This window comes from Limnohabitans sp. Bal53 (assembly GCF_003063355.1).
In the GTDB taxonomy this organism is placed as follows: domain Bacteria; phylum Pseudomonadota; class Gammaproteobacteria; order Burkholderiales; family Burkholderiaceae_C; genus Limnohabitans_A.
Window position 1 is genome coordinate 885643 of the sequence record NZ_NESH01000002.1, and the last position, 17689, is coordinate 903331.

Consider the following 17689-nt stretch of genomic DNA (forward strand, 5'->3'; position numbering starts at 1 on the left):
ACCATGAAAATTTCCACCGCCTTTTTGTTTGACCGTGCCACCGAGCGCATGAGCACCATCCAAAACAAGCTGGCCACCACACAAGCGCAAATGGCCGTGGGCAAACAGATCCTGGCCCCCAGCGCCGCGCCAGACCAGGCCGCTGCCATTCAGCGCCTCAAGGGAGAAGTGCAGCGCCAAGAGAGCCACATGCGCACGCTGGACGTGGCCATGCGCCGCTACACCGCCGAAGAAACAGCTTTGTCGTCCTCCAACGATTTGCTCATCCGCATGAAAGAGCTGGGCATCCAGGCCGCCAACGACACCCTGGCCCCGGACGACCGCAAAGCCATCGGCGTGGAAATGAAAGCCCTGCGCGACCAGTTGCTGAGCTTGGGCAACACACGCGATGACAGTGGCAACTTTTTGTTTTCGGGCACCCGGGTCAACACGCCCGCCTTTGCCGAAGACGCCAACGGCACCGTGGTCTACCAGGGCGACCAGACGCAAACCCGCATCCCGGCAGGCGTGGAGCGCACGGTTCAATTCACCCGCGCAGGCACGGACGTGTTCAGCCGCGTGGTGCGCGATGACGGCCAGGCCGTGGGCTTTTTTGACGCCCTCGATCAAATGATTGAAGGCATCAATTCCAGCAGCACAGGCAAGATCCAGCAAGGCATTGCCGACATCACCCAGATGCACAACAGCCTGACGCTGTCGCAAGCGCAAAACGGCTCAGACCAAGTGGTGGTGCAGTCCCAACTCGATGTGCTGGATGAGAACACCTTGCGCATCAAATCGACTTTGTCTGAAATCGAAGACTTGGACTACGCCGAGGCCGTGGCCCGCATGAACAAGGAGATGATGGGCATGGAAGCGGCCATGGGCAGCTTTGCCAAGATCTCCGGCCTCTCACTTTTTGATTACATCCGGGGTTGATGGGGTACCTCGGCTCAAGTATTGAGGCCTGCAGCCGATGCCTGAGATGAGAACCCTTCTTCCCACATAGAAACCCCCACCCATGTCCACCAGCAGCATTGTCAACACCCTAGGCGCCGGCTCTGGCATCGACGTGAAAAGCTTGGCCCAAAGCCTGGTGGACGCCGAAAAAACGCCCCGCAAAGAACGCATCGAAGCCCAGATCGCCAAGTCCGAGGCCAAAATCACTGGCTACAGCGCCGTCAAATACGCGCTGTCCGAGCTCAAAAACGCCTTTGGCAAGCTCAACGACGCCAGCGACTTCAGCTCGATCAAAGCCAGCAACACGCAACCCGGGGCCTTTGGTGTGACGGCCAGCACCAGTGCCGAAGCAGGCAACTACAGCATCGCTGTGACGCAAACGGCCCTCGCACAACGCACGGCCAGCAGCTCATTTGCGGCGCGCGACACCACACTCAACGGTGGCGTGGCTTTTCAACTGAACTTAACCATTGGCACAGAGTCTAAAGACCCGATCGATGTCACAACGACCACCCCAGCAGGCATGGTCAGCGCCATCAACGGGGCCAAACTGGGCGTGACGGCTCAACTGATCAACACCGGAAACGGGCATCAAATTGTGTTGACGGGTGATACGGGTGTGGCCAATACCTTCAGCATGACCACCACGGGGACCAACCCCACTACCCCAGTCACCGACATCACATTCTCACAGTCGCTTCAAACTGCAACCGATGCCAGCTTCACGGTCAACGGCCTGCCCGTCACCCGCAGCACCAACACCGTGAACGACGTGATCGATGGCGTCACGCTGGAGCTTTTCGCGAAAACCGCCGTAGACGCGGCTAACGAACCGCTGGCGGCGCGCTTGGACCTGAACCGCGACACCGCCGGCATTAAGGACAACATTCAAGGTTTGGTCACCGCTTACAACGACTTTGAAGAAACCCTGAAAATTCTGGGCGACCGCGCCAGCGAGGTGGAAGAGTTTGGCGGTGTTCTGGCCGGCGAAAGCCTGCTGCAATCGGTGCGCAACCAAGTGCGGGCCATGATCACCAACAACTCATCCACTCCCGGCACCACCATCAAAGCCGCTCGCGATGTGGGTTTGAGCATCGACCGGTTTGGCAAACTCACCCTTGACGAAACCAAGCTCGACAACGCCTTGCAAAACAACTTTGGCGAAGTCTCGACCATGTTCAGCGCGGGCACCAACAACCAAAGCATCTACAGCCCTGCCCCAGCCGGCCTGGCCGGTGGGGCCATCAACAGCATTGAAAAAATGCTGCTTTCCACAGGCCTCATCGACACCCAAAGCAAAAGCGCCACCACCCAAATTGCCAAGTACCAGGACGAAATGTCGGCACTCGAAGAGCGCATGGAAAAGCTCATGACCCGTTACATGAACCAGTTCAGCGTCATGGAAAGCATTGTGGGCAACAGCAACAGCATGCGCACCAGCCTCAAAGGCACCTTCGAAAGCATGATGAAGTCTTACGGCAATTGAATCGGTCGCCTAGCGATGCGATGGCTGTCGGTCTCTGGGCTTCACCGACAAGGATTAGCAGCGTTTTTTTCATGACTGAACAACCGTATGCCGTATGCCGCATGCCACACGTCCAGGACCATGCGCCCACAGTCTTGGCAGCCTCATCCCCCACGACCCCCTTGAGATATCTATTTTTAAATTGGAAAAGGAAATTTAAAGGCTTGCATTTGTTAACACTTTAGTAATCACAAAACAAGCACAAAAGGTGTTCATAGATAAAATTTCTACTCCGAATAAACCAATCCAGCATGGGTGATGAATGAATTTTGATGACTTCAAAGGTCACATCTATCTGATTGATGACGACCCATCCATCCGCAGAAGTCTGACTTTCAGTCTCAGCACATTACGCTATTCCATTCAAAGTTTTGAGAACCCGGCAGCGTTTTTAAGAGATGCTCTGCCCATCAGCCCAGCCGTTCTTTTGCTGGATGTTCGCATTCCGCAATCCAGCGGTCTGAGTCTACAAACTGAGCTCATCCGTCAAGGACGCACCACGCCCATCATTTTCATTTCGGGGGAAAGCCGACCCAACGAAATCATAGAGGCCATGAAAAATGGCGCAGTTGACTTTCTGATCAAACCATTTGGACTGAACGTCTTGGTCCAAGCGATCGATTCTGCCCTTGAACAAGACCAAATTGCCTTGGGTCAAAGAATCAAAGCCAAAAATGCCAAAGAACGTTTTGCGAGCTTGACAGACAAAGAACGCGAAATTTGCAGCTGGATGGTCAAAGGTTATGGCAACAAGGAGATCGCCGCCTTGAACGGCTCAGCACCATCGACCGTCAAACTGCACAGAAGCCGAGTATTGGAAAAAATGGGCTGCTCTTGTCTTTCTGAACTGCTGGACTTGGTCATGGATGGTGATCGCCGGATTTTGGACATTTTCGAGCCACCCCGCGCTGGGCCCTCAGACAAGCTACCGGGACAATGATGTGTGGCTGACATTAGGTCGGCTCACATCGTAACCAAACCACCGTTTAGAAATCGGATTGAAGCTGCCATCACGAAGCAACATCTGCACAGCTTCCGACAAACGCAAAGCCAAGGCCTTATTGCCCTTTTGAACCGCCCAACCTGCTGACAACGGTGGTGCAAACGGTGCCGTCACCTTGATGGGCAAAGCATCGCGCTCGATGTAATAGTCTGCAATCAAACTTTCTTCCAAAACTGCATCGAGCTTCTTTTCAGACAATTGTTTGAACGCCACGTCAATCGAAGCAAAAGGCAACACGGTTTTCCCCAAAGCACCACGCGACTGCTCTTCTATGCCAGTGTTGGCCAACACCCCCAGTTTCTTGCCATACAAATCATCCAAACTCAAAAAGTCGCGGTTATCGTCCTCGTGCTGCACACACACCAATTGGTTGGACGCATAGGCGCGCACAAAATCGAACTGGCGTCGGTTTTCAGGGGTAGCGATCAACTGGTTGGCGATGACCGAAATATCCCCTGCCGCCAGCTTTCTTTGCAAGACGGCCATGCCCTCTGTGTGGATCTGCAGCTCCACCTTCAAAATAGCCGCCAAGCGGCGCAGCACATCCACATCAAAACCTTGCAACTGGCCTTCCACAAAACTGAATGGTTTGTAGTGAGTCAACACCCCCACCCGCAACACACCCCCCTCCAGCATCGGAACCTGTGACAGAACGGGCAAAGCCGTGGCGCAGGCGCACAAAGCCAGTGGCGTGGACAAAAAATTTCGGCGGGTCATGAACTCCCCAAACACAACGGGCCGGTCAGTCATGAAAAGCCCCCTCAAAACAATGCCGCAATTCGTGACCCAAATAGTTGTAGCCCGTGACCGTCGGCGTCACGATGGTGCACTCCCTGCGGCGCACATTCCAAAATGCGCAAGCCATGGGCCGCGAAATGGGCGTGATTTTGATACCCGTGATGCGGGCGCAATACTCATAGCCATCTGTACGCACCAAATACTTGAGCTTGGGCCGCACAATCACCCGTTTGGATTCGGGAGCTGGCACAAAACGCGCCATATCCACCTGGGGCGGGCGCATGGTGGTCGTTTCACAAGCGGCCAATAAGAACACGCCACAAAGCAACAAACCCCGCCCGACAAATCGGCGCAGGGTTTGGCAAGCTGGTCCCAAGGCCAAGGTCAACATCAGCGAGCCTGTAAACAATGCACAAACAAGTGCCCCAGCTGCGAGTGTGTGGTCTGCTCAGTGGTCACGATGGTGCAGCGCGAGGCCTGGGTCTGCCAATAAACACAGCCCTCAGCACGGCTGACAAAACCATCCTTGGGGCTCGCCTGCTGACAAAAACCACTGGCCTGCGGATGCACCAACCAACTGACCACCGGCTCCGCAATACGCCGCTGCGAAACCTCGGGCGGGCTGAACAGGGTGAAGTCGAGCAAACGGTCAGCCATGGCAGGTAGGGCGGCCAGCATGGCGCTGATCAGCAGGGCAGCATGGCAGATGGTGCTATTCATGCGTTCACCCCGGAAAGTTATTAAAGAATGTTAATGACTTTTATATCATCATCAACAAACAAGGCCACGCCCAGCACAGTATTGGTGTACACATCGTATTCTTCTGGTCCATTATTCAATTTGAATAATGTACTGCTTTTCTCCCAGGTCATATTTAAGCCATTGACTAGACCATCTAGGTTGAGCGTATCGTCCGATTGCCCATCAATCCGCATTTGGATTTGGTCTTTGTGCTGCGCGCCACCATTAACGGATGCAATGCTGAAGCTGTTTGTCACGCCCAAGGCCAAAACATCGCCCATGCTCACATCCAAGGTCACTCCCGAGTCTTTGGACAAAACCACGTGATTTGTAACGGCCTTTTCCGGATTGGCCAATGTGTCAATGCCATCATACAAAGTAGCCATGTCAAAATTGACGGGAACATTATGCGCACCGACAGAGTCAATAAGTTGACCACCTTTAAAGTCTTTCGGTAAAGCAGCCCCTGCGCTTGTTTCTGTTAGAGAAGCTGTATTGGCATTACTAAATACCCATTGTTTTGCATTTTCAATATCTGTTTTATTTCCAGCTTGATCCCAAAATGTCATTACAAATTCACCTTTTTCAAAGACGGTACCATCTTCAATACTCAGATTTAAATTGCCGCCAAAATAATTACCAGTAATACCTTTAAATTCATATGTCCCATATGTGTAAACCATCGAATCGTTTGAGCCATCTATTGACACCAGATTGCCAAATTCAAATTTTGTAATTTTTTCCGAACCTAAAGTTGACATTTCTGTAGAATAAATATTTTCTGACGGAGTGACATCAATGAAGAAAGACTGATCTTTAGCGCTGATCATGTTCCCGACATGGTCAAACAAAATCGTCTTTGCAACATACTGACCTTCGGCCAATGCTCCAATATGCTCATAAGTCCACTTATTTTCAGTTGGTTCAACATAACGACTGGATTTTATTTCTCCATCCAAGTCCACAATCTGAACCAATACTTTTCCACCATTTTTTGTAAAACCAGCACTTAAAGTGCCATTGAATGTCAATTTGTCATCGTCATTGACGTCTGAACTTTTATCTTTATTGCCACCGTCTGATGTCACGAAATCGTTATTACTGACATCGTTAGCTGCCGTATCGTTGGAAATGCCGATAGTAGATATTTTCAACTTACTGTTAGGGTCAGTTGGATCAGTAGATCCTTTTGTATCAATCAGGACATCTTTGCTCGCAGGCGCGATCGTCGTTGTATCGCCATTGACAACTTTAGATGCAGGGTTGCCCGCTGCATCAACCACCTGTGCGTTCAATTTATAAGTCGCATCAGCCAACGGTGCGTTGGGGGTCCAAGTCCACTCTTTGCCTGACACATCAGCAAAACCGGACTCCACCACGACACCATCTTTTATCAACTGGATGGCAATTTTTTCGCCTTCTGGCAAGTCATCAGTCAAAGTGCCGGTAAAGACTGGTGTGTTGTCATTCGTTTTGAAGTCTGTGCGACTTGAATCAGTGGCTAAACCCACGCCTGAGTCAACCGACATGGACTCAATGCTCAAGCCCTTATCCCCCTCAGGCCCCGTCACATCAATGATCAAAACCTCTTCAGCCTTAGCGCCTTGCTGGGTGAAGGGATTACCCGCTTTGTCCACCAAAGTCGCTGTCAATTTGTAGGTGCCTTCAGGAAACGGTGTCGTTTGTGCATCCCACTCCCAGCCCCAAACATTGTCTTTCTGAATCGGCGTCACGTATTGGACTATGTTTGCGGCACCTTCGGCGACGGGGTCCAGTGTCAACATGACCAGATCACCCAGAGCAGGCGAAAACTTGCTCAACGTGCCTTTGAAAACTAGCGCTGTGTCTGAGGTCACCCAATCGTTGTTGAGTGTGCCGGTGTCGGCACTCACGCTGGTGATGGAGAGGACAACATCATGGTTGTTGTCACCTTCATTGGGCGAAGTGTCAATGTCAAGCGCTTGGGTTGTACTGGCTGTGGCGTGTGTGTATGCAACGCCAGCAGCGGTGACGATGGTGGCTTTGAGGGTGTAGTTGCCGTCCTTCAAAATCTCGGGCAAATTGGTAGCTGTATCTTGATCTACTGGGACCCACTTCCAGGACCAAATACCGTTGACTTGAGTTGGTGTAACGGTCCCCTCAATTACCGGATCAAGTGGCTTGCCATCCTTGTCCAACAACTCGAGTTTGACCTTGTCACCTGGCGTGCCTGTGAATGAGCTCAAGGTACCGCTGAATTCATTCACCGGTCCTTTGGTCACAAAATCACTGTCACTGACACCGGTATCCAAAGTGGCTTTGGTGATTTTGATGCCCGCGGAGTTGTTGTTTGGGGTGTCACCTCCGTTATCGCCGCCACCTCCACCTCCGCCACCGCCCCCCAACAAAGCCAGCGGAGCGAGCAGCAAGGGGTTCAAGCCTGGAGCAGCCACCAACGCCCCCACAGCAGCGCCGGATGCATTGATCTCTGCACCGCCCAGGGCCATACCCACCAAGTTAGAACCATCCGCCAACAATGGCACGGTCGAATTGGCCGTGGCGGATTCTGGGATGTATTCATAAAAGCGACCCGATTCGGACTCGCCGATCAGACCGTTGAAACCTTCGGGCGTGACTTCGTAATAGTCTTCGATGATCAGGTCTGGCTGGCTGCGGCCTTCAAAAAAGACTTGCAGATTTTTACCCGACCGGCTGGCCCTGATGTTTTCAGGCGCGTAACCCGTGCCTGCGTCCAAGAGTTGGTATTTGCCGCCAGGCACTGCCTTGACAGCAAGCGCCTTCCCCGACGCACCAGCTTGGGGAATGTCCACAAACTTGGCCTCACCTGGGCCCTGATTGACTTTGATCTTGTATGACTTGCTCATGATGTGAATCTCTCAAAAATGGGTTTCAAGGAGAAGCGATCAACGGCGCGCACCGGTGATGACAACCATCACACGGCGGTTTGGCGCATGACAACTCTTGTTTTCGGGTGTGGGCGTGTTGCCACAACCGGTTTTCGCCAATTCGACAGGTCCTCGGCCTTCAGCTTCAATGCCTCGCTCGACTGGGATGTTGCGTGAAGCAATTTGACGCGCCACCACGTCGGCACGTTCCTTCGAAAGTTTTTTGTTGAAAGCAGGCGACCCGATCGGGTCGGTGTACCCCACGACACGAATGCGCTCAACCGAGGAGAAGTCCTGCAGCAATCTTTGCATCAAGGACTCAATGGCGTTGTAGCCAGAAGCCCGGAGTTCAGCCTTGCCGAACTCAAACAAGGCATCTGTTTCCAGTGCGTACTCGCGCGGTACAGGCGGCTTGCGCGCGGGAGGCGGCGGAGGCGGAGGCGGCGCAACTGCTGCCGGCTCGGCACAGTTCACAGCCGCCTTGGCTCTGGAGATGGTGTGAATTTGTCGACGCGTCGCTTGCAAATCCTCTTTGGTTTGCTCAGCGGTGCCACTGAGCAGATTCACGGTTTGTGGCGTGCTTTCATCAACTCTCAAGAACACCGTTTGACCGGCTTTGAGGTCCAAGCGCTGACCTGCATCGAGCTTGCTGGTGTGCAGTCTCGATGAATCATCTTGTGCGGCTTTGATATTGACCGAGCCAGGTGAAGCGCAAAATTCGGTGAATCCGCCACGCAACAAGGAGGCGTGGTACTGACCATTGAGGTAAATGTTGACCGGCAAGGCGTTGGGAGCTTGACGGTTGCGGTACACAAATACTCGGGTTTGGGAGCTCGGGGCAGGCAAAGCCGATGTGTAGACCTCACCAAAGGCATCGATGTTGGCCGGTGAGGCAGACGACTGAGCGGCCACATTGGGGGCAAGACAGACCCAAAACAATCCCCCAAGTAAGGTTCGTGCAACCATCTGATGTGTAGACCGCAATGCTGAACCCTGACGACTTGTTTTTTCCACGTTGACCTCCCAAAACTTTCATGAATTCAAAAACTTAGAGCTGCAAATTGATCTGAAACCCCATGTCGCAATGATGCTTGATCAGCGCCGCCTGTAAACTGGCTATTTGGCGTATTTTATGACTATAAAATTAACTATTTACCTATTTTTTATGGTGTTTTTTATTTATTTTTGAATAAAAGTGTCATTTCAGAAGATGTTCGTCCGCTCAGTCCCACATTCCTCTGCTGGCGTAGAAGTTTTTGCCGCTCCTTGGACACGCCTGTTGCTCACTGCATGCGAAGCGAGTCCGGGCAAGGACGGGCGAACACCGGCCCTGCCGCTCAGGCTCCGTCAGTGACAGCCCCAATGCGAAGCCATCTGCTGCAAAATCGAGGGCCTTGAGACCAGAGATATCCACTTATCGCCCATGACACCTACCACCGAATACGCCCCCGGCCTGACCATTCAGGGCTTCACAGCACCCCTTGGCTTGTCACATTTCAAATTGATTGCTTTTGACATGGACTCCACCTTGATCAACATTGAGTGTGTGGACGAGATTGCCGACGCGGCCGGACGCAAGGCCGAAGTGGCCGCCATCACAGAGGCGGCCATGCGCGGCGAGATCACCGACTTCAAAGAAAGTTTGCGGCAACGTGTGGCCTTGCTCAAGGGTGTGACGGTGGCCCACATGCAGCAGGTGCTGCAGGAGCGTCTTCAACTGAACCCGGGCGCTGCCAACTTGGTCAAGACCTGCAAGGCGGCGGGGATGAAAGTGCTCTTGGTGTCGGGTGGATTCACCTACTTCACTGACCATGTGCGCGATGTACTGGGCATCGACTGGACGCGCTCAAACGTGCTCGAAGTGGCCAATGGCGAACTCACAGGCCGTATGGTGGATCAAGCCTGGGGAGACATTTGTGACGGTGAAGAAAAGCGCAAGACCCTTTTGGAAACTTGCCTGATGATGGGTATCTCGCCCGATCAGGCTATAGCCATGGGTGACGGTGCCAACGACCTGCCCATGATGGGCGTTGCGGGTTTGTCAGTCGCTTACCACGCCAAACCGAAAGTACGCGAACAAGCGATGGTGGCGATCAATGAAGGGGGACTCGACCGACTGCTTGAAGTTGTTCGGCCCTGACATCCTCAGCCACATCCCAGCCCAGGAGATCGGGCGATTTCCATATGAAAGTGCGTCGAAGAGCCATTGGTCGTGTCAGGGCCGAACACGCAGCGGTTTGAGCAAATCGCTCAAACCGTTGTGGTCGATCTCCTGCATCAGCTGCAAAAGTTGACCGATTTCACCCTTGGGGAAGCCTTCACGGGCAAACCAGTTGAGGTAGTTGCCAGGCAAGTCGGCGATCAACATCCCCTTGTGTTTGCCGTAGGGCATGGGCGTGGTGACCAGTTTGACCAGGTCTTCGGGCTTCATGGCGCAGCCCTCACATTTCGCCCCACAGCCAACTGCGGACCCGGGCATGAAAAGCTTCGGGCCGCGAAATCATGACCCAATGACCACAAGGCAAGCCTTGCACCGCACTGCCAGGCTGGGCAGCGACTTTTTCCAACCATCTGACCGAATGGAACATGAAGGGTTTGCGCTCGCCATAGACAAACAAGAGCGGCATGGGCAAATCAACGGGCGCCGCATGCTTCAAACCGCCCGCCGTACCGAACCACTGCATGGCATAGGGGTAGTTCATCTTGTGGGTGATGCGACCAGCGTCGGATGGACAGCGCAGCCACCGAGCCATGGCGCGGGTCATGCGAGTGCCCAAGCTGCCACCCAACTTCCACGCCAAGGCCAGCCAAACCTGATAGCCGAAGACAGACAGCTTTTCTTTGAAGCCCCAGCTGCGCAACAAGGCACCCGAGTTGTGGTCCCCCACATCCACCGCCACCACGCGGGCCACCCGATCGGGGTGACGCATGGCGAATTCATAACCAAACATACAACCCCAGTCATGCAGCATCAGCGTCACAGGATGATCGGGACTGATGCGGTCAACGATCTGGCGCAGCAGCTGGCACATGTCGTCCAAGCTGGTGACCGAAGGGCCGCTTTCAAAACCGGGCAGCGTCAGTCGGGCGCAGGTGGCGCGGTCCTGCAAGGCCGCCACAGTGCCATCCCACAGGGCGCGGGTATCGGGCCAGCCGTGCAGCATGAGGATGACTTCATCGCCCTGCCCTTGCAGCCAGACCTCGGTACCGTTGACGGTGATGGTGCTCACAACGCCTTGGCCAGACGCGCCACGCCTTCGAGGATCTTGTCTTCGCCCACGGTGGCAAAGCTCAGGCGGAAGGTGGCGTGGTCGGGCTGAGCGCAGAAGAACGGCGTGCCTGGCACAAAGGCCACGCCGTTGTCGATGGCGCGTTTGGCAAACACGTTACCGTCATTCACTTTGCCACCAGCGCCTGTGAGGCGCGCCCAGACGAACAAGCCGCCCTCGGGCTGTACAAACTCGACCGCATCTCCCAATTGGCGGCGCAGCGCATCGCCCATGGTCTGAGCGCGCTTTGCGTACACAGCGCGCACTTTGTCGAGGGTGGCAGGCATGCGGCCGGCTTTCAAATACTGCGCGGCGGTGGCCTGAGCAAAGGTGCTGGTGTGCGCGTCGCTGAACTGCTTGCACATGGTGGCTTTGCCTAGCAATTCGGCTGGCGCAATCATCCAGCCCACGCGCAGACCGGGCGACAGCACTTTAGACAAAGAGCCACAATGCACCAGCAGCTCGCGGCTGCCAGGCACGCTGCTGCTCAAGGCCAGCAAGCTGGGCGGCGGTGCCTCGGCAAAATACAAATCACCATAAGGGTCGTCTTCAACGATCAGGGTCTGGTACTTGACGGCCATTTCAAGCACCTGCCTGCGGCGCTCGGCGTTGAGCAAGGCGCCGCTGGGGTTGCCAAAGGTGGGGATCAGGTACACAAACTTTGGCTTGTGCTCGGCGATCAGCTTTTCCAGCTCGTCGGTTTTCACGCCATGGCCGTCCACCGGGGCGCTGATGAGTTCGGCCCCATACAAACGGAAGCACTGGATGGTGGCCAAAAATGTGGGGCCCTCCACGATCACCTTGTCGCCGGGGCTGATCATGGTCTTGCCGATCAAATCGAGCCCCTGCTGGCTGCCAGTGGTCACGATCAGCTGGTCTGCGGCCACATCTTTGGCGCCCTTTTGCGCCATGAAGTGGGCCAGTTGCTCGCGCAGCGGGCCAAAGCCTTCGGTGGCGCCGTATTGCAAAGCCGCACCCGGGTCTTGGCTCAGGGCCGCATTGCTCGCTTCGCGGATGCCGTCCACGTCAAACATGGCGCTGTCGGGAAAGCCGCCCGCAAAACTGATGATGCCGGGCTTGCCCAAGAGTTTGAAAAGCTCGCGGATGGCGGAGGTCTCGACGTTGTTCAGGCGGTCGGCAAATTGCAAAGGCATGGTGTATCTTCCCGGGTTGACTTCGCCGACATTTTGCCAAGATCTGCACCCTTACTCACAACCTCCATGAAACCCGCACAGATCGAATCCTTCTTTGCCACCCTGCAAGCCGCCAACCCCATGCCCGTGACCGAGCTGGAATACACCAGCGTGTTCGAGCTGCTGGCCGCCGTGCTGCTGTCGGCCCAGGCGACCGACGTGGGGGTCAACAAGGCCACGCGCCGCCTCTTCCCGGTGGCGGGCACGCCGCAAAAAATTCTGGACCTCGGCCTGGAAGGCTTGGAAAGTTACATCAAAACCATCGGCCTGTACCGCAGCAAAGCCAAGCACCTGCTGGAAACCTGCCGCATTTTGGTGGAGCAGCACGGCGGCCAGGTGCCCCGCACCCGCGAAGCTTTGGAGGCCCTGCCCGGCGTGGGGCGAAAAACGGCCAATGTGGTGCTCAACTCGGCCTTTGGCGAGGCCACCATGGCGGTCGACACGCACATCTTTCGCATGGGCAACCGCACCGGGCTGGCCCCGGGCAAGACGCCCTTGGCTGTAGAGCTCAAACTGCTCAAACGCATTCCTGCCAAGTACTTGGTCGATGCCCACCATTGGTTGATCCTGCACGGGCGCTATGTGTGCCAGGCCCGCAAACCGCTTTGCGGGCAATGTGCGGTGGCGGCGTTTTGCGATTTCAAGCCAAAAACACTTTGACCGTCTTTTTTTCTGCGGCATTTGGTTTTCGAAACACCCGAATCCACTTCAATACGCACAGTTAAAATTCAAGCCCTCTGCGCCTCGGCGCAGTCCTTGACGCGAGCGCTTGGCGCCCGTTGCCACAAGAGCCTTCGGCTCTGCTTGTCCGATTCAACACCCTCACACACCCATGACGCGAGCCCTGCCGCGTGCCAGCCTTTACAGCGCCAGCTTGGTGCGTTTTCTGACCGAAAACGCCATGCTCGCCCCTGCCCGTCAAGCTGAGGATGTTGGGCAAAAACTCGGCGACTGGCTGGATTTTCGGCAGGCCATTGCCCTGCACGGCGTGCTGAACCCTGAGACAGCCCCCCATCAACCAAGCGCCGCCACGCCGCCCCATGTGCGTCGCATGGCACTCATCGCCCCCGAAGCGCTCGCCAGGCATGTCGACAAAGTGCGTGCCCAACTGGTCGAGTCCATCACCCGGGGCGCCCCCGTAGGCTCGGGCTTGGCGCGCATCGACATGCCGGCCCCGGTTTTGGACGAACCCGTTGAGATCAAGACCGCCTTCGAGCCCTACCGACGCTTTATTTCCGCACACCAGCGGCAAATGGAAAGCACGCTGCGCAGCTTGCGCGCTCAGTTGCGCCTGCAGCTGAGTCAACGCGCCAGCGCAGGTCAGCCACTGGCCGCACTGGATGGAGCTTTTGAAAACATCCTCGCCGAGCGCGAAGCGGCTTTGCTGGGCAAAACCTCCAAGCTGCTCGAAAAGCGCTTTGTGCAAGCCCTCAAGGCGCACATGCAGGTTCAGGCCCAAGCCTTGGCAGTCACTCTGGCTGCCGAAACCGCCATGGCCACGGATGAGGACACTGACCCCATTGACGCCATGGCCTCAGCCCCAAACGACACCCCCAAGGCCGACCCCAGCAGCTGGCTGATGCCCTTGCGCCAAACCATTCGCCAAGCCTTGCTGGCCGAACTCGACACACGGCTGCAGCCCACCCTCGGCCTGCTCGAAGCCCTCACCTCTATCGCCACACAAAAACAATGAAACGCTTTTCTTTTTCGATCGCATTGGGCCTGGGCGCATTGGCCCTGATTTGGGTGGCGGCGGCCGTGGCCAGCAGCCACTTTTTGGTGCTGGTCATGACGCTGATGATTGGCGCTGTTTATGGTTTTGGCGCTTGGGAACTGCACCAATACCGCGCGACCACACGCGCACTCGACCACGCCTTGGGCCTGGTGCCGGCTGATCTGGCCCGGCTGAGCGACTGGCTCGACACCTTGCCCGCGGCCTTGCAAAACCCGGTGCGCCAGCGGGTGCAAGGCGAGCGCGTGGCTCTGCCGGGCCCGGTGTTCACTCCTTACCTGGTAGGCCTGCTGGTCATGCTGGGCATGTTGGGCACTTTTTTGGGCATGGTGGTCACCCTCAACGGCGCGGTGTTTGCGCTCGAAGGCGCCAACGCCATTGCGGGTATGCGTGCCGCGTTTTCTGAACCCATCAAAGGCCTGGGCCTGGCCTTTGGCACCTCGGTCGCGGGTGTGGCCACTTCGGCCATGCTGGGCCTCATGAGCAGCCTGGCACGGCGTGAACGGGCCCTGTCTTCGCAGCAGCTGGACACCTTGGCCCACACCCAGCTGCAGCGGTTTTCGCTCGCGCACCAGCAGCAGCAAAGTTACCTGGCGCTGGAGCAGCAAGCCCAAGCCCTGCCGCAAGTGCTCCAGCAGCTGCAAGCCCTGATGAGCCAGATCGCCAGCAACACCGAACAAACCCACACCCAACTTCTGGCCAGCCAGCACAGTTTTCAGCAACAGGTACAACGTGAAGTGCACAGCGCCTACACGGGTCTCGCGCAATCGGTGGACCAATCGCTGCGCACCAGCCTTGGCCAAAGCCTGCAACTGGCCAGCGACGGCATTCGCCCCGTGGTGCAAGACACCATGGCGCAACTGGCCGAACAGGCCCAAGCCCTGAACGAGCGCTTGCTGCACAACACCCAGCAACAACTGGCCGAGGTGCACACGCAGCTCACGGCCACCGCCGCCACGCTGGCCAACACCAGCGCCCAGACGCTGAACCTGCATGAACAAAGCAGCACCCGCATGAGCGAGCGCGTAGGCCAGACGCTGGAGGCCTTCGGCCAAAATTTCGAGCGCAGCGCACAAGCCTTGGTCGAACAAGTGGGCAGCGCCCAAACCCAGCAGCAAGCCCAACAAATCCTGGCCGACCAGCAGCGCCTGGCCAGCTGGCAAACCGCACTGCAGCGCATGGCCGATGGGCTGCAGCAGCAATGGCAAACCTCGGGCACGCAGACTCTGGCCCAGCAGCAAGCCATTTGTGACCGCTTGGACCAGACCGCCCAGGCCATTCAAGCGAACGCCCAAACGCACAGCCAACAGGCCTTGGCCGACATCACACGCTTGCACGATGAACGAGCTGCCGCCGATCAAGCACGCCTGGATGCCTGGAAGGCATCACTGGAGAGCACCGCCGCCAACCTGGGTCAACAGTGGCAAAGCGCCAGCGCGCAAACCTTGACACATCAGCAAAGCATTTGCTACACCCTGGCCCGCACCGCGCAAGACATCAGCACCCACAGCCAAACACAGGCCACCCAAACCCTGGCCGACATCACCCGTTTGCTGGCCAGCAGCGAAGCGCTGGTGCAAACACGCATAGCCGCCGAGGCGCAGTGGACCACCCAGCACAGCCAGCGCGCCGAAGAACTCTCGGCACTGCTGCGCGAGGAACTGTCGGCCCTGCGCCACGCCGAAGACGCGCGCGGGCAAGCCGCCGTGGCCCGCCTGGCGGAGTTGCAAAGCACCGTGACGGCCCACCTGAGCACTCTGGGCACCGCCTTAGAGGCGCCCATCACCCGCCTGATCGAAACCGCCTCCGAAGCGCCCAAAGCGGCGGCCGAAGTCATTGGCCAGTTGCGCCAGGAAATCTCGGTCAGCGTGGCACGCGACAACGCCTTGCTCGAAGAGCGCACCCGCATTCTGGGCACACTCAGCACTTTGCTGGATGCGATCAACCACGCGTCAACCGAGCAACGCGGCGTGATCGACGCCCTGCTGGTGAGCAGCCAGGCCTCGCTGGCGCAAACCAGCGAGCAGTTCCAGCAACACGTCGCGCAAGAGACCGACAAATTGGGCAGCATCGCCGCACAAGTCACCGCCAGCGCGGTGGACGTCGCCAGCCTCGGCGAGAGCCTGGGCTTTGCCGTGCGGGCCTTCAGCCAGACCAATGAGCAACTCATGGCCCAACTGCAGCGCATCGAACAGGCGCTGGGCAAATCGATGACGCGCAGCGACGAGCAACTGGCCTATTACGTGGCCCAAGCCCGCGAAATCATTGACCTGAGCATCGGCAGCCAAAAAGACGTGCTCGACGCCCTGCAGCGCCGCACCGACCTGGCCAATGAAGGAGCCGTATGATGCTGGAGCACGACGCCGACGTCGAATCCACATCGGCCACCTGGATCTCGTTTGCCGACCTGATGACCGGCCTGCTGGGCGCATTTGTGCTGCTGCTGGTGGGTGTTATGGCCGCGCAGCTGGACATGGCCTCGCAGCTGGAGGTGGAGGTGCAAAAGCGCCAAATTGAAGAGCAAAAACGGCTCTCGCTTGAGAACGCCCTGGCCATCCCGCTGGCCAGTGGCCGCATCACCCTGAACAATGGCCGCATCGGCATCAGCGGCAAATTGTTGTTCAAGCTCAACTCGGACCAACTCGAACCCGAAGGCCGACAGCTGCTCAAAAGCCTGGTGCCGCCGCTGCGCAGCTATCTGCAAACGCGTGATGAAATGCTCATGGTCAGCGGCTTCACCGACGACCGGGCGGTCACCAGCCGCAACCGCGGGTTCGCGGACAACTGGGAACTCTCGGCCCAGCGGGCCCTCACCGTCACGCGCACCTTGATCGAAGAAGGCATGCCTGCGTCCATTCTGTTCGCCGCTGCCTTTGGCCAAGAACAAGCCCTGGTGCCCAACACCAACGAACAAGCCCGGGCCCAAAACCGCCGCGTGGAAATGGCCCCGGTGCCCAAAGCCAGCAATGCGACCACAGCGGCCACACCATCGTCCGGCGCGGCCCCTAAAACTGCACCATGAGCCACATCACGCCCTGTCCGCCTGACGCACAGCCAGCGCCCGCAGATGCGCTGAGCCTGTTGCAAACCGAAGGCGCTGCTTGGGCCGCAGAAGCGGCCCAACGCGACCCCGTGGGCTGGCATTACATCCTGGTGCTGGCCGAACGCACCCGCAGCCAAACAGGACCAGCCCAAACGCTGCTGCAGGCCAAGCTCAGCACCGCTCTGGCTCAGTTGCAGGCCAGGCTGCCTGCGCCACAGAACGCCAACACCCCCGCCCACAGCCAAGCAACAGCAAACTCATCGCCCTTGTCTGCATTGCTGCGGGACATGACAGCACCTACGCCAGAGCGCCCCTTGAACCCAAGCGGCCATGGGCGCATGGACAAGCCGCACATCGTGGCCTTTCGCCAGCAGTTGGGCAAGATCAGTGTGCAAAAGCAAGTCACCCAAGCCATCGCCCAAGCACCCCAAAACGCCGGGCCCATCAACTCGCACTCGCTGGTGCTGCGCTCGCTGGGGCTGATGCGCGACCTCTCGCCCGACTACCTCAACCGCTTCATGGGTTATGTGGACACGCTGTTGTTTTTGGACGCGCCACAGACGGTCAAAGCCTCGCCCAAAAAGACCGTCCCCGCGAACAAGTCAGAGCGTTGAGGGCGGC

Annotated in this window: 17 protein-coding genes; 9 read left to right on the forward strand and 8 right to left on the reverse strand. The window is 57.1% G+C overall.

Features of this window, described 5'->3' with window-relative positions:
- Nucleotides 1-3 precede the first annotated feature (3 nt).
- The 3 genes from flgL to B9Z50_RS09175 all read left to right on the forward strand — a co-directional run bounded on the left by flgL (nt 4) and on the right by B9Z50_RS09175 (nt 3404).
- Complete coding sequence (gene flgL, locus B9Z50_RS09165) at nt 4-918, forward strand: flagellar hook-associated protein FlgL (protein ID WP_108363447.1); 915 nt, start codon at nt 4-6, stop codon at nt 916-918.
- An 82-nt stretch (nt 919-1000) separates the two neighbouring features.
- Nucleotides 1001-2425: a flagellar filament capping protein FliD gene (gene fliD / locus B9Z50_RS09170; protein ID WP_108363449.1), complete on the forward strand. Its 1425-nt coding sequence runs from the start codon at nt 1001-1003 to the stop codon at nt 2423-2425.
- A 301-nt stretch (nt 2426-2726) separates the two neighbouring features.
- The gene (locus tag B9Z50_RS09175) at nt 2727-3404 is read left to right on the forward strand and encodes a response regulator transcription factor (protein WP_108363451.1); all 678 of its coding nucleotides are present in this window, start codon (nt 2727-2729) and stop codon (nt 3402-3404) included.
- Here the strand turns inward: B9Z50_RS09175 and B9Z50_RS09180 are convergent.
- The 5 genes from B9Z50_RS09180 to B9Z50_RS09200 form a co-directional block, all read right to left on the reverse strand.
- On the reverse strand, nt 3390-4184 hold the full coding sequence (locus B9Z50_RS09180; RefSeq protein ID WP_158270653.1) for a transporter substrate-binding domain-containing protein: 795 nt from the start codon (nt 4182-4184) through the stop codon (nt 3390-3392). The two genes, B9Z50_RS09175 and B9Z50_RS09180, sit on opposite strands and share 15 nt — an antisense overlap.
- Before the next feature lie 25 nt (nt 4185-4209).
- Nucleotides 4210-4488 (reverse strand): hypothetical protein, encoded by a 279-nt coding sequence (locus B9Z50_RS09185; protein ID WP_146183191.1) that lies wholly within the window; start codon nt 4486-4488, stop codon nt 4210-4212.
- Between the two features lie 107 nt (nt 4489-4595).
- Nucleotides 4596-4925, reverse strand: coding sequence for a hypothetical protein (locus tag B9Z50_RS09190; RefSeq protein WP_108363457.1), 330 nt, complete (start codon nt 4923-4925; stop codon nt 4596-4598).
- A gap of 20 nt (nt 4926-4945) precedes the next feature.
- Nucleotides 4946-7810, reverse strand: a complete 2865-nt coding sequence (locus B9Z50_RS09195; RefSeq protein WP_108363459.1) for an Ig-like domain-containing protein — start codon at nt 7808-7810, stop codon at nt 4946-4948.
- Between the two features lie 39 nt (nt 7811-7849).
- The gene (locus B9Z50_RS09200; protein ID WP_158270654.1) at nt 7850-8743 is read right to left on the reverse strand and encodes an OmpA family protein; all 894 of its coding nucleotides are present in this window, start codon (nt 8741-8743) and stop codon (nt 7850-7852) included.
- 511 nt (nt 8744-9254) lie between these two features.
- Between B9Z50_RS09200 and serB the strand changes: the two genes are divergently transcribed.
- Nucleotides 9255-9971: a phosphoserine phosphatase SerB gene (gene serB, locus B9Z50_RS09205; protein WP_108363463.1), complete on the forward strand. Its 717-nt coding sequence runs from the start codon at nt 9255-9257 to the stop codon at nt 9969-9971.
- Between the two features lie 75 nt (nt 9972-10046).
- Here serB and B9Z50_RS09210 read toward each other — a convergent pair whose 3' ends face one another.
- From B9Z50_RS09210 to B9Z50_RS09220, 3 genes are read right to left on the reverse strand one after another with little or no spacing between them, the layout of a single operon-like run.
- The gene (locus B9Z50_RS09210) at nt 10047-10262 is read right to left on the reverse strand and encodes a DUF3820 family protein (protein WP_108363465.1); all 216 of its coding nucleotides are present in this window, start codon (nt 10260-10262) and stop codon (nt 10047-10049) included.
- A gap of 10 nt (nt 10263-10272) precedes the next feature.
- Complete coding sequence (locus tag B9Z50_RS09215) at nt 10273-11061, reverse strand: alpha/beta fold hydrolase (RefSeq protein ID WP_108363467.1); 789 nt, start codon at nt 11059-11061, stop codon at nt 10273-10275.
- On the reverse strand, nt 11058-12254 hold the full coding sequence (locus B9Z50_RS09220; protein WP_108363469.1) for a PLP-dependent aminotransferase family protein: 1197 nt from the start codon (nt 12252-12254) through the stop codon (nt 11058-11060). Before B9Z50_RS09220 ends, B9Z50_RS09215 begins: the two co-directional genes overlap by 4 nt.
- A gap of 66 nt (nt 12255-12320) precedes the next feature.
- On the opposite strand from B9Z50_RS09220, the gene nth reads away from it, so the two are divergent.
- From nth to B9Z50_RS09245, 5 genes are all read left to right on the forward strand, one after another.
- On the forward strand, nt 12321-12953 hold the full coding sequence (nth, locus tag B9Z50_RS09225; RefSeq protein ID WP_108363471.1) for an endonuclease III: 633 nt from the start codon (nt 12321-12323) through the stop codon (nt 12951-12953).
- 172 nt (nt 12954-13125) lie between these two features.
- Nucleotides 13126-13986, forward strand: a complete 861-nt coding sequence (locus tag B9Z50_RS09230; RefSeq protein ID WP_108363473.1) for a DUF3348 family protein — start codon at nt 13126-13128, stop codon at nt 13984-13986.
- Complete coding sequence (locus B9Z50_RS09235) at nt 13983-16373, forward strand: DUF802 domain-containing protein (protein ID WP_108363475.1); 2391 nt, start codon at nt 13983-13985, stop codon at nt 16371-16373. Before B9Z50_RS09230 ends, B9Z50_RS09235 begins: the two co-directional genes overlap by 4 nt.
- A complete protein-coding gene (locus B9Z50_RS09240) occupies nt 16373-17047 on the forward strand; it encodes an OmpA family protein (protein ID WP_108363739.1) in 675 nt (224 codons plus the stop codon). The genes B9Z50_RS09235 and B9Z50_RS09240 overlap by 1 nt, the downstream gene beginning before the upstream one ends.
- Entirely contained in the window at nt 17044-17682 is a 639-nt protein-coding gene (locus B9Z50_RS09245; RefSeq protein WP_108363477.1) for a DUF2894 domain-containing protein, read from the forward strand. The genes B9Z50_RS09240 and B9Z50_RS09245 overlap by 4 nt, the downstream gene beginning before the upstream one ends.
- Nucleotides 17683-17689: the final 7 nt, after the last annotated feature.

Excerpts from the sequence above, each read along its gene's own strand:
- B9Z50_RS09180 (WP_158270653.1), bottom strand. The coding sequence starts at position 4,184 with ATGACCCGCCGAAATTTTTTGTCCACGCCACTGGCTTTGTGCGCCTGC.
- flgL (WP_108363447.1), top strand. The coding sequence starts at position 4 with ATGAAAATTTCCACCGCCTTTTTGTTTGACCGTGCCACCGAGCGCATG.
- B9Z50_RS09220 (WP_108363469.1), bottom strand. The coding sequence starts at position 12,254 with ATGCCTTTGCAATTTGCCGACCGCCTGAACAACGTCGAGACCTCCGCC.
- B9Z50_RS09245 (WP_108363477.1), top strand. The coding sequence starts at position 17,044 with ATGAGCCACATCACGCCCTGTCCGCCTGACGCACAGCCAGCGCCCGCA.
- B9Z50_RS09235 (WP_108363475.1), top strand. The coding sequence starts at position 13,983 with ATGAAACGCTTTTCTTTTTCGATCGCATTGGGCCTGGGCGCATTGGCC.
- B9Z50_RS09230 (WP_108363473.1), top strand. The coding sequence starts at position 13,126 with ATGACGCGAGCCCTGCCGCGTGCCAGCCTTTACAGCGCCAGCTTGGTG.
- B9Z50_RS09240 (WP_108363739.1), top strand. The coding sequence starts at position 16,373 with ATGCTGGAGCACGACGCCGACGTCGAATCCACATCGGCCACCTGGATC.
- B9Z50_RS09175 (WP_108363451.1), top strand. The coding sequence starts at position 2,727 with ATGAATTTTGATGACTTCAAAGGTCACATCTATCTGATTGATGACGAC.
- B9Z50_RS09185 (WP_146183191.1), bottom strand. The coding sequence starts at position 4,488 with ATGCGCCCGCCCCAGGTGGATATGGCGCGTTTTGTGCCAGCTCCCGAA.
- B9Z50_RS09210 (WP_108363465.1), bottom strand. The coding sequence starts at position 10,262 with ATGAAGCCCGAAGACCTGGTCAAACTGGTCACCACGCCCATGCCCTAC.
- serB (WP_108363463.1), top strand. The coding sequence starts at position 9,255 with ATGACACCTACCACCGAATACGCCCCCGGCCTGACCATTCAGGGCTTC.
- fliD (WP_108363449.1), top strand. The coding sequence starts at position 1,001 with ATGTCCACCAGCAGCATTGTCAACACCCTAGGCGCCGGCTCTGGCATC.
- B9Z50_RS09195 (WP_108363459.1), bottom strand. The coding sequence starts at position 7,810 with ATGAGCAAGTCATACAAGATCAAAGTCAATCAGGGCCCAGGTGAGGCC.
- B9Z50_RS09190 (WP_108363457.1), bottom strand. The coding sequence starts at position 4,925 with ATGAATAGCACCATCTGCCATGCTGCCCTGCTGATCAGCGCCATGCTG.
- nth (WP_108363471.1), top strand. The coding sequence starts at position 12,321 with ATGAAACCCGCACAGATCGAATCCTTCTTTGCCACCCTGCAAGCCGCC.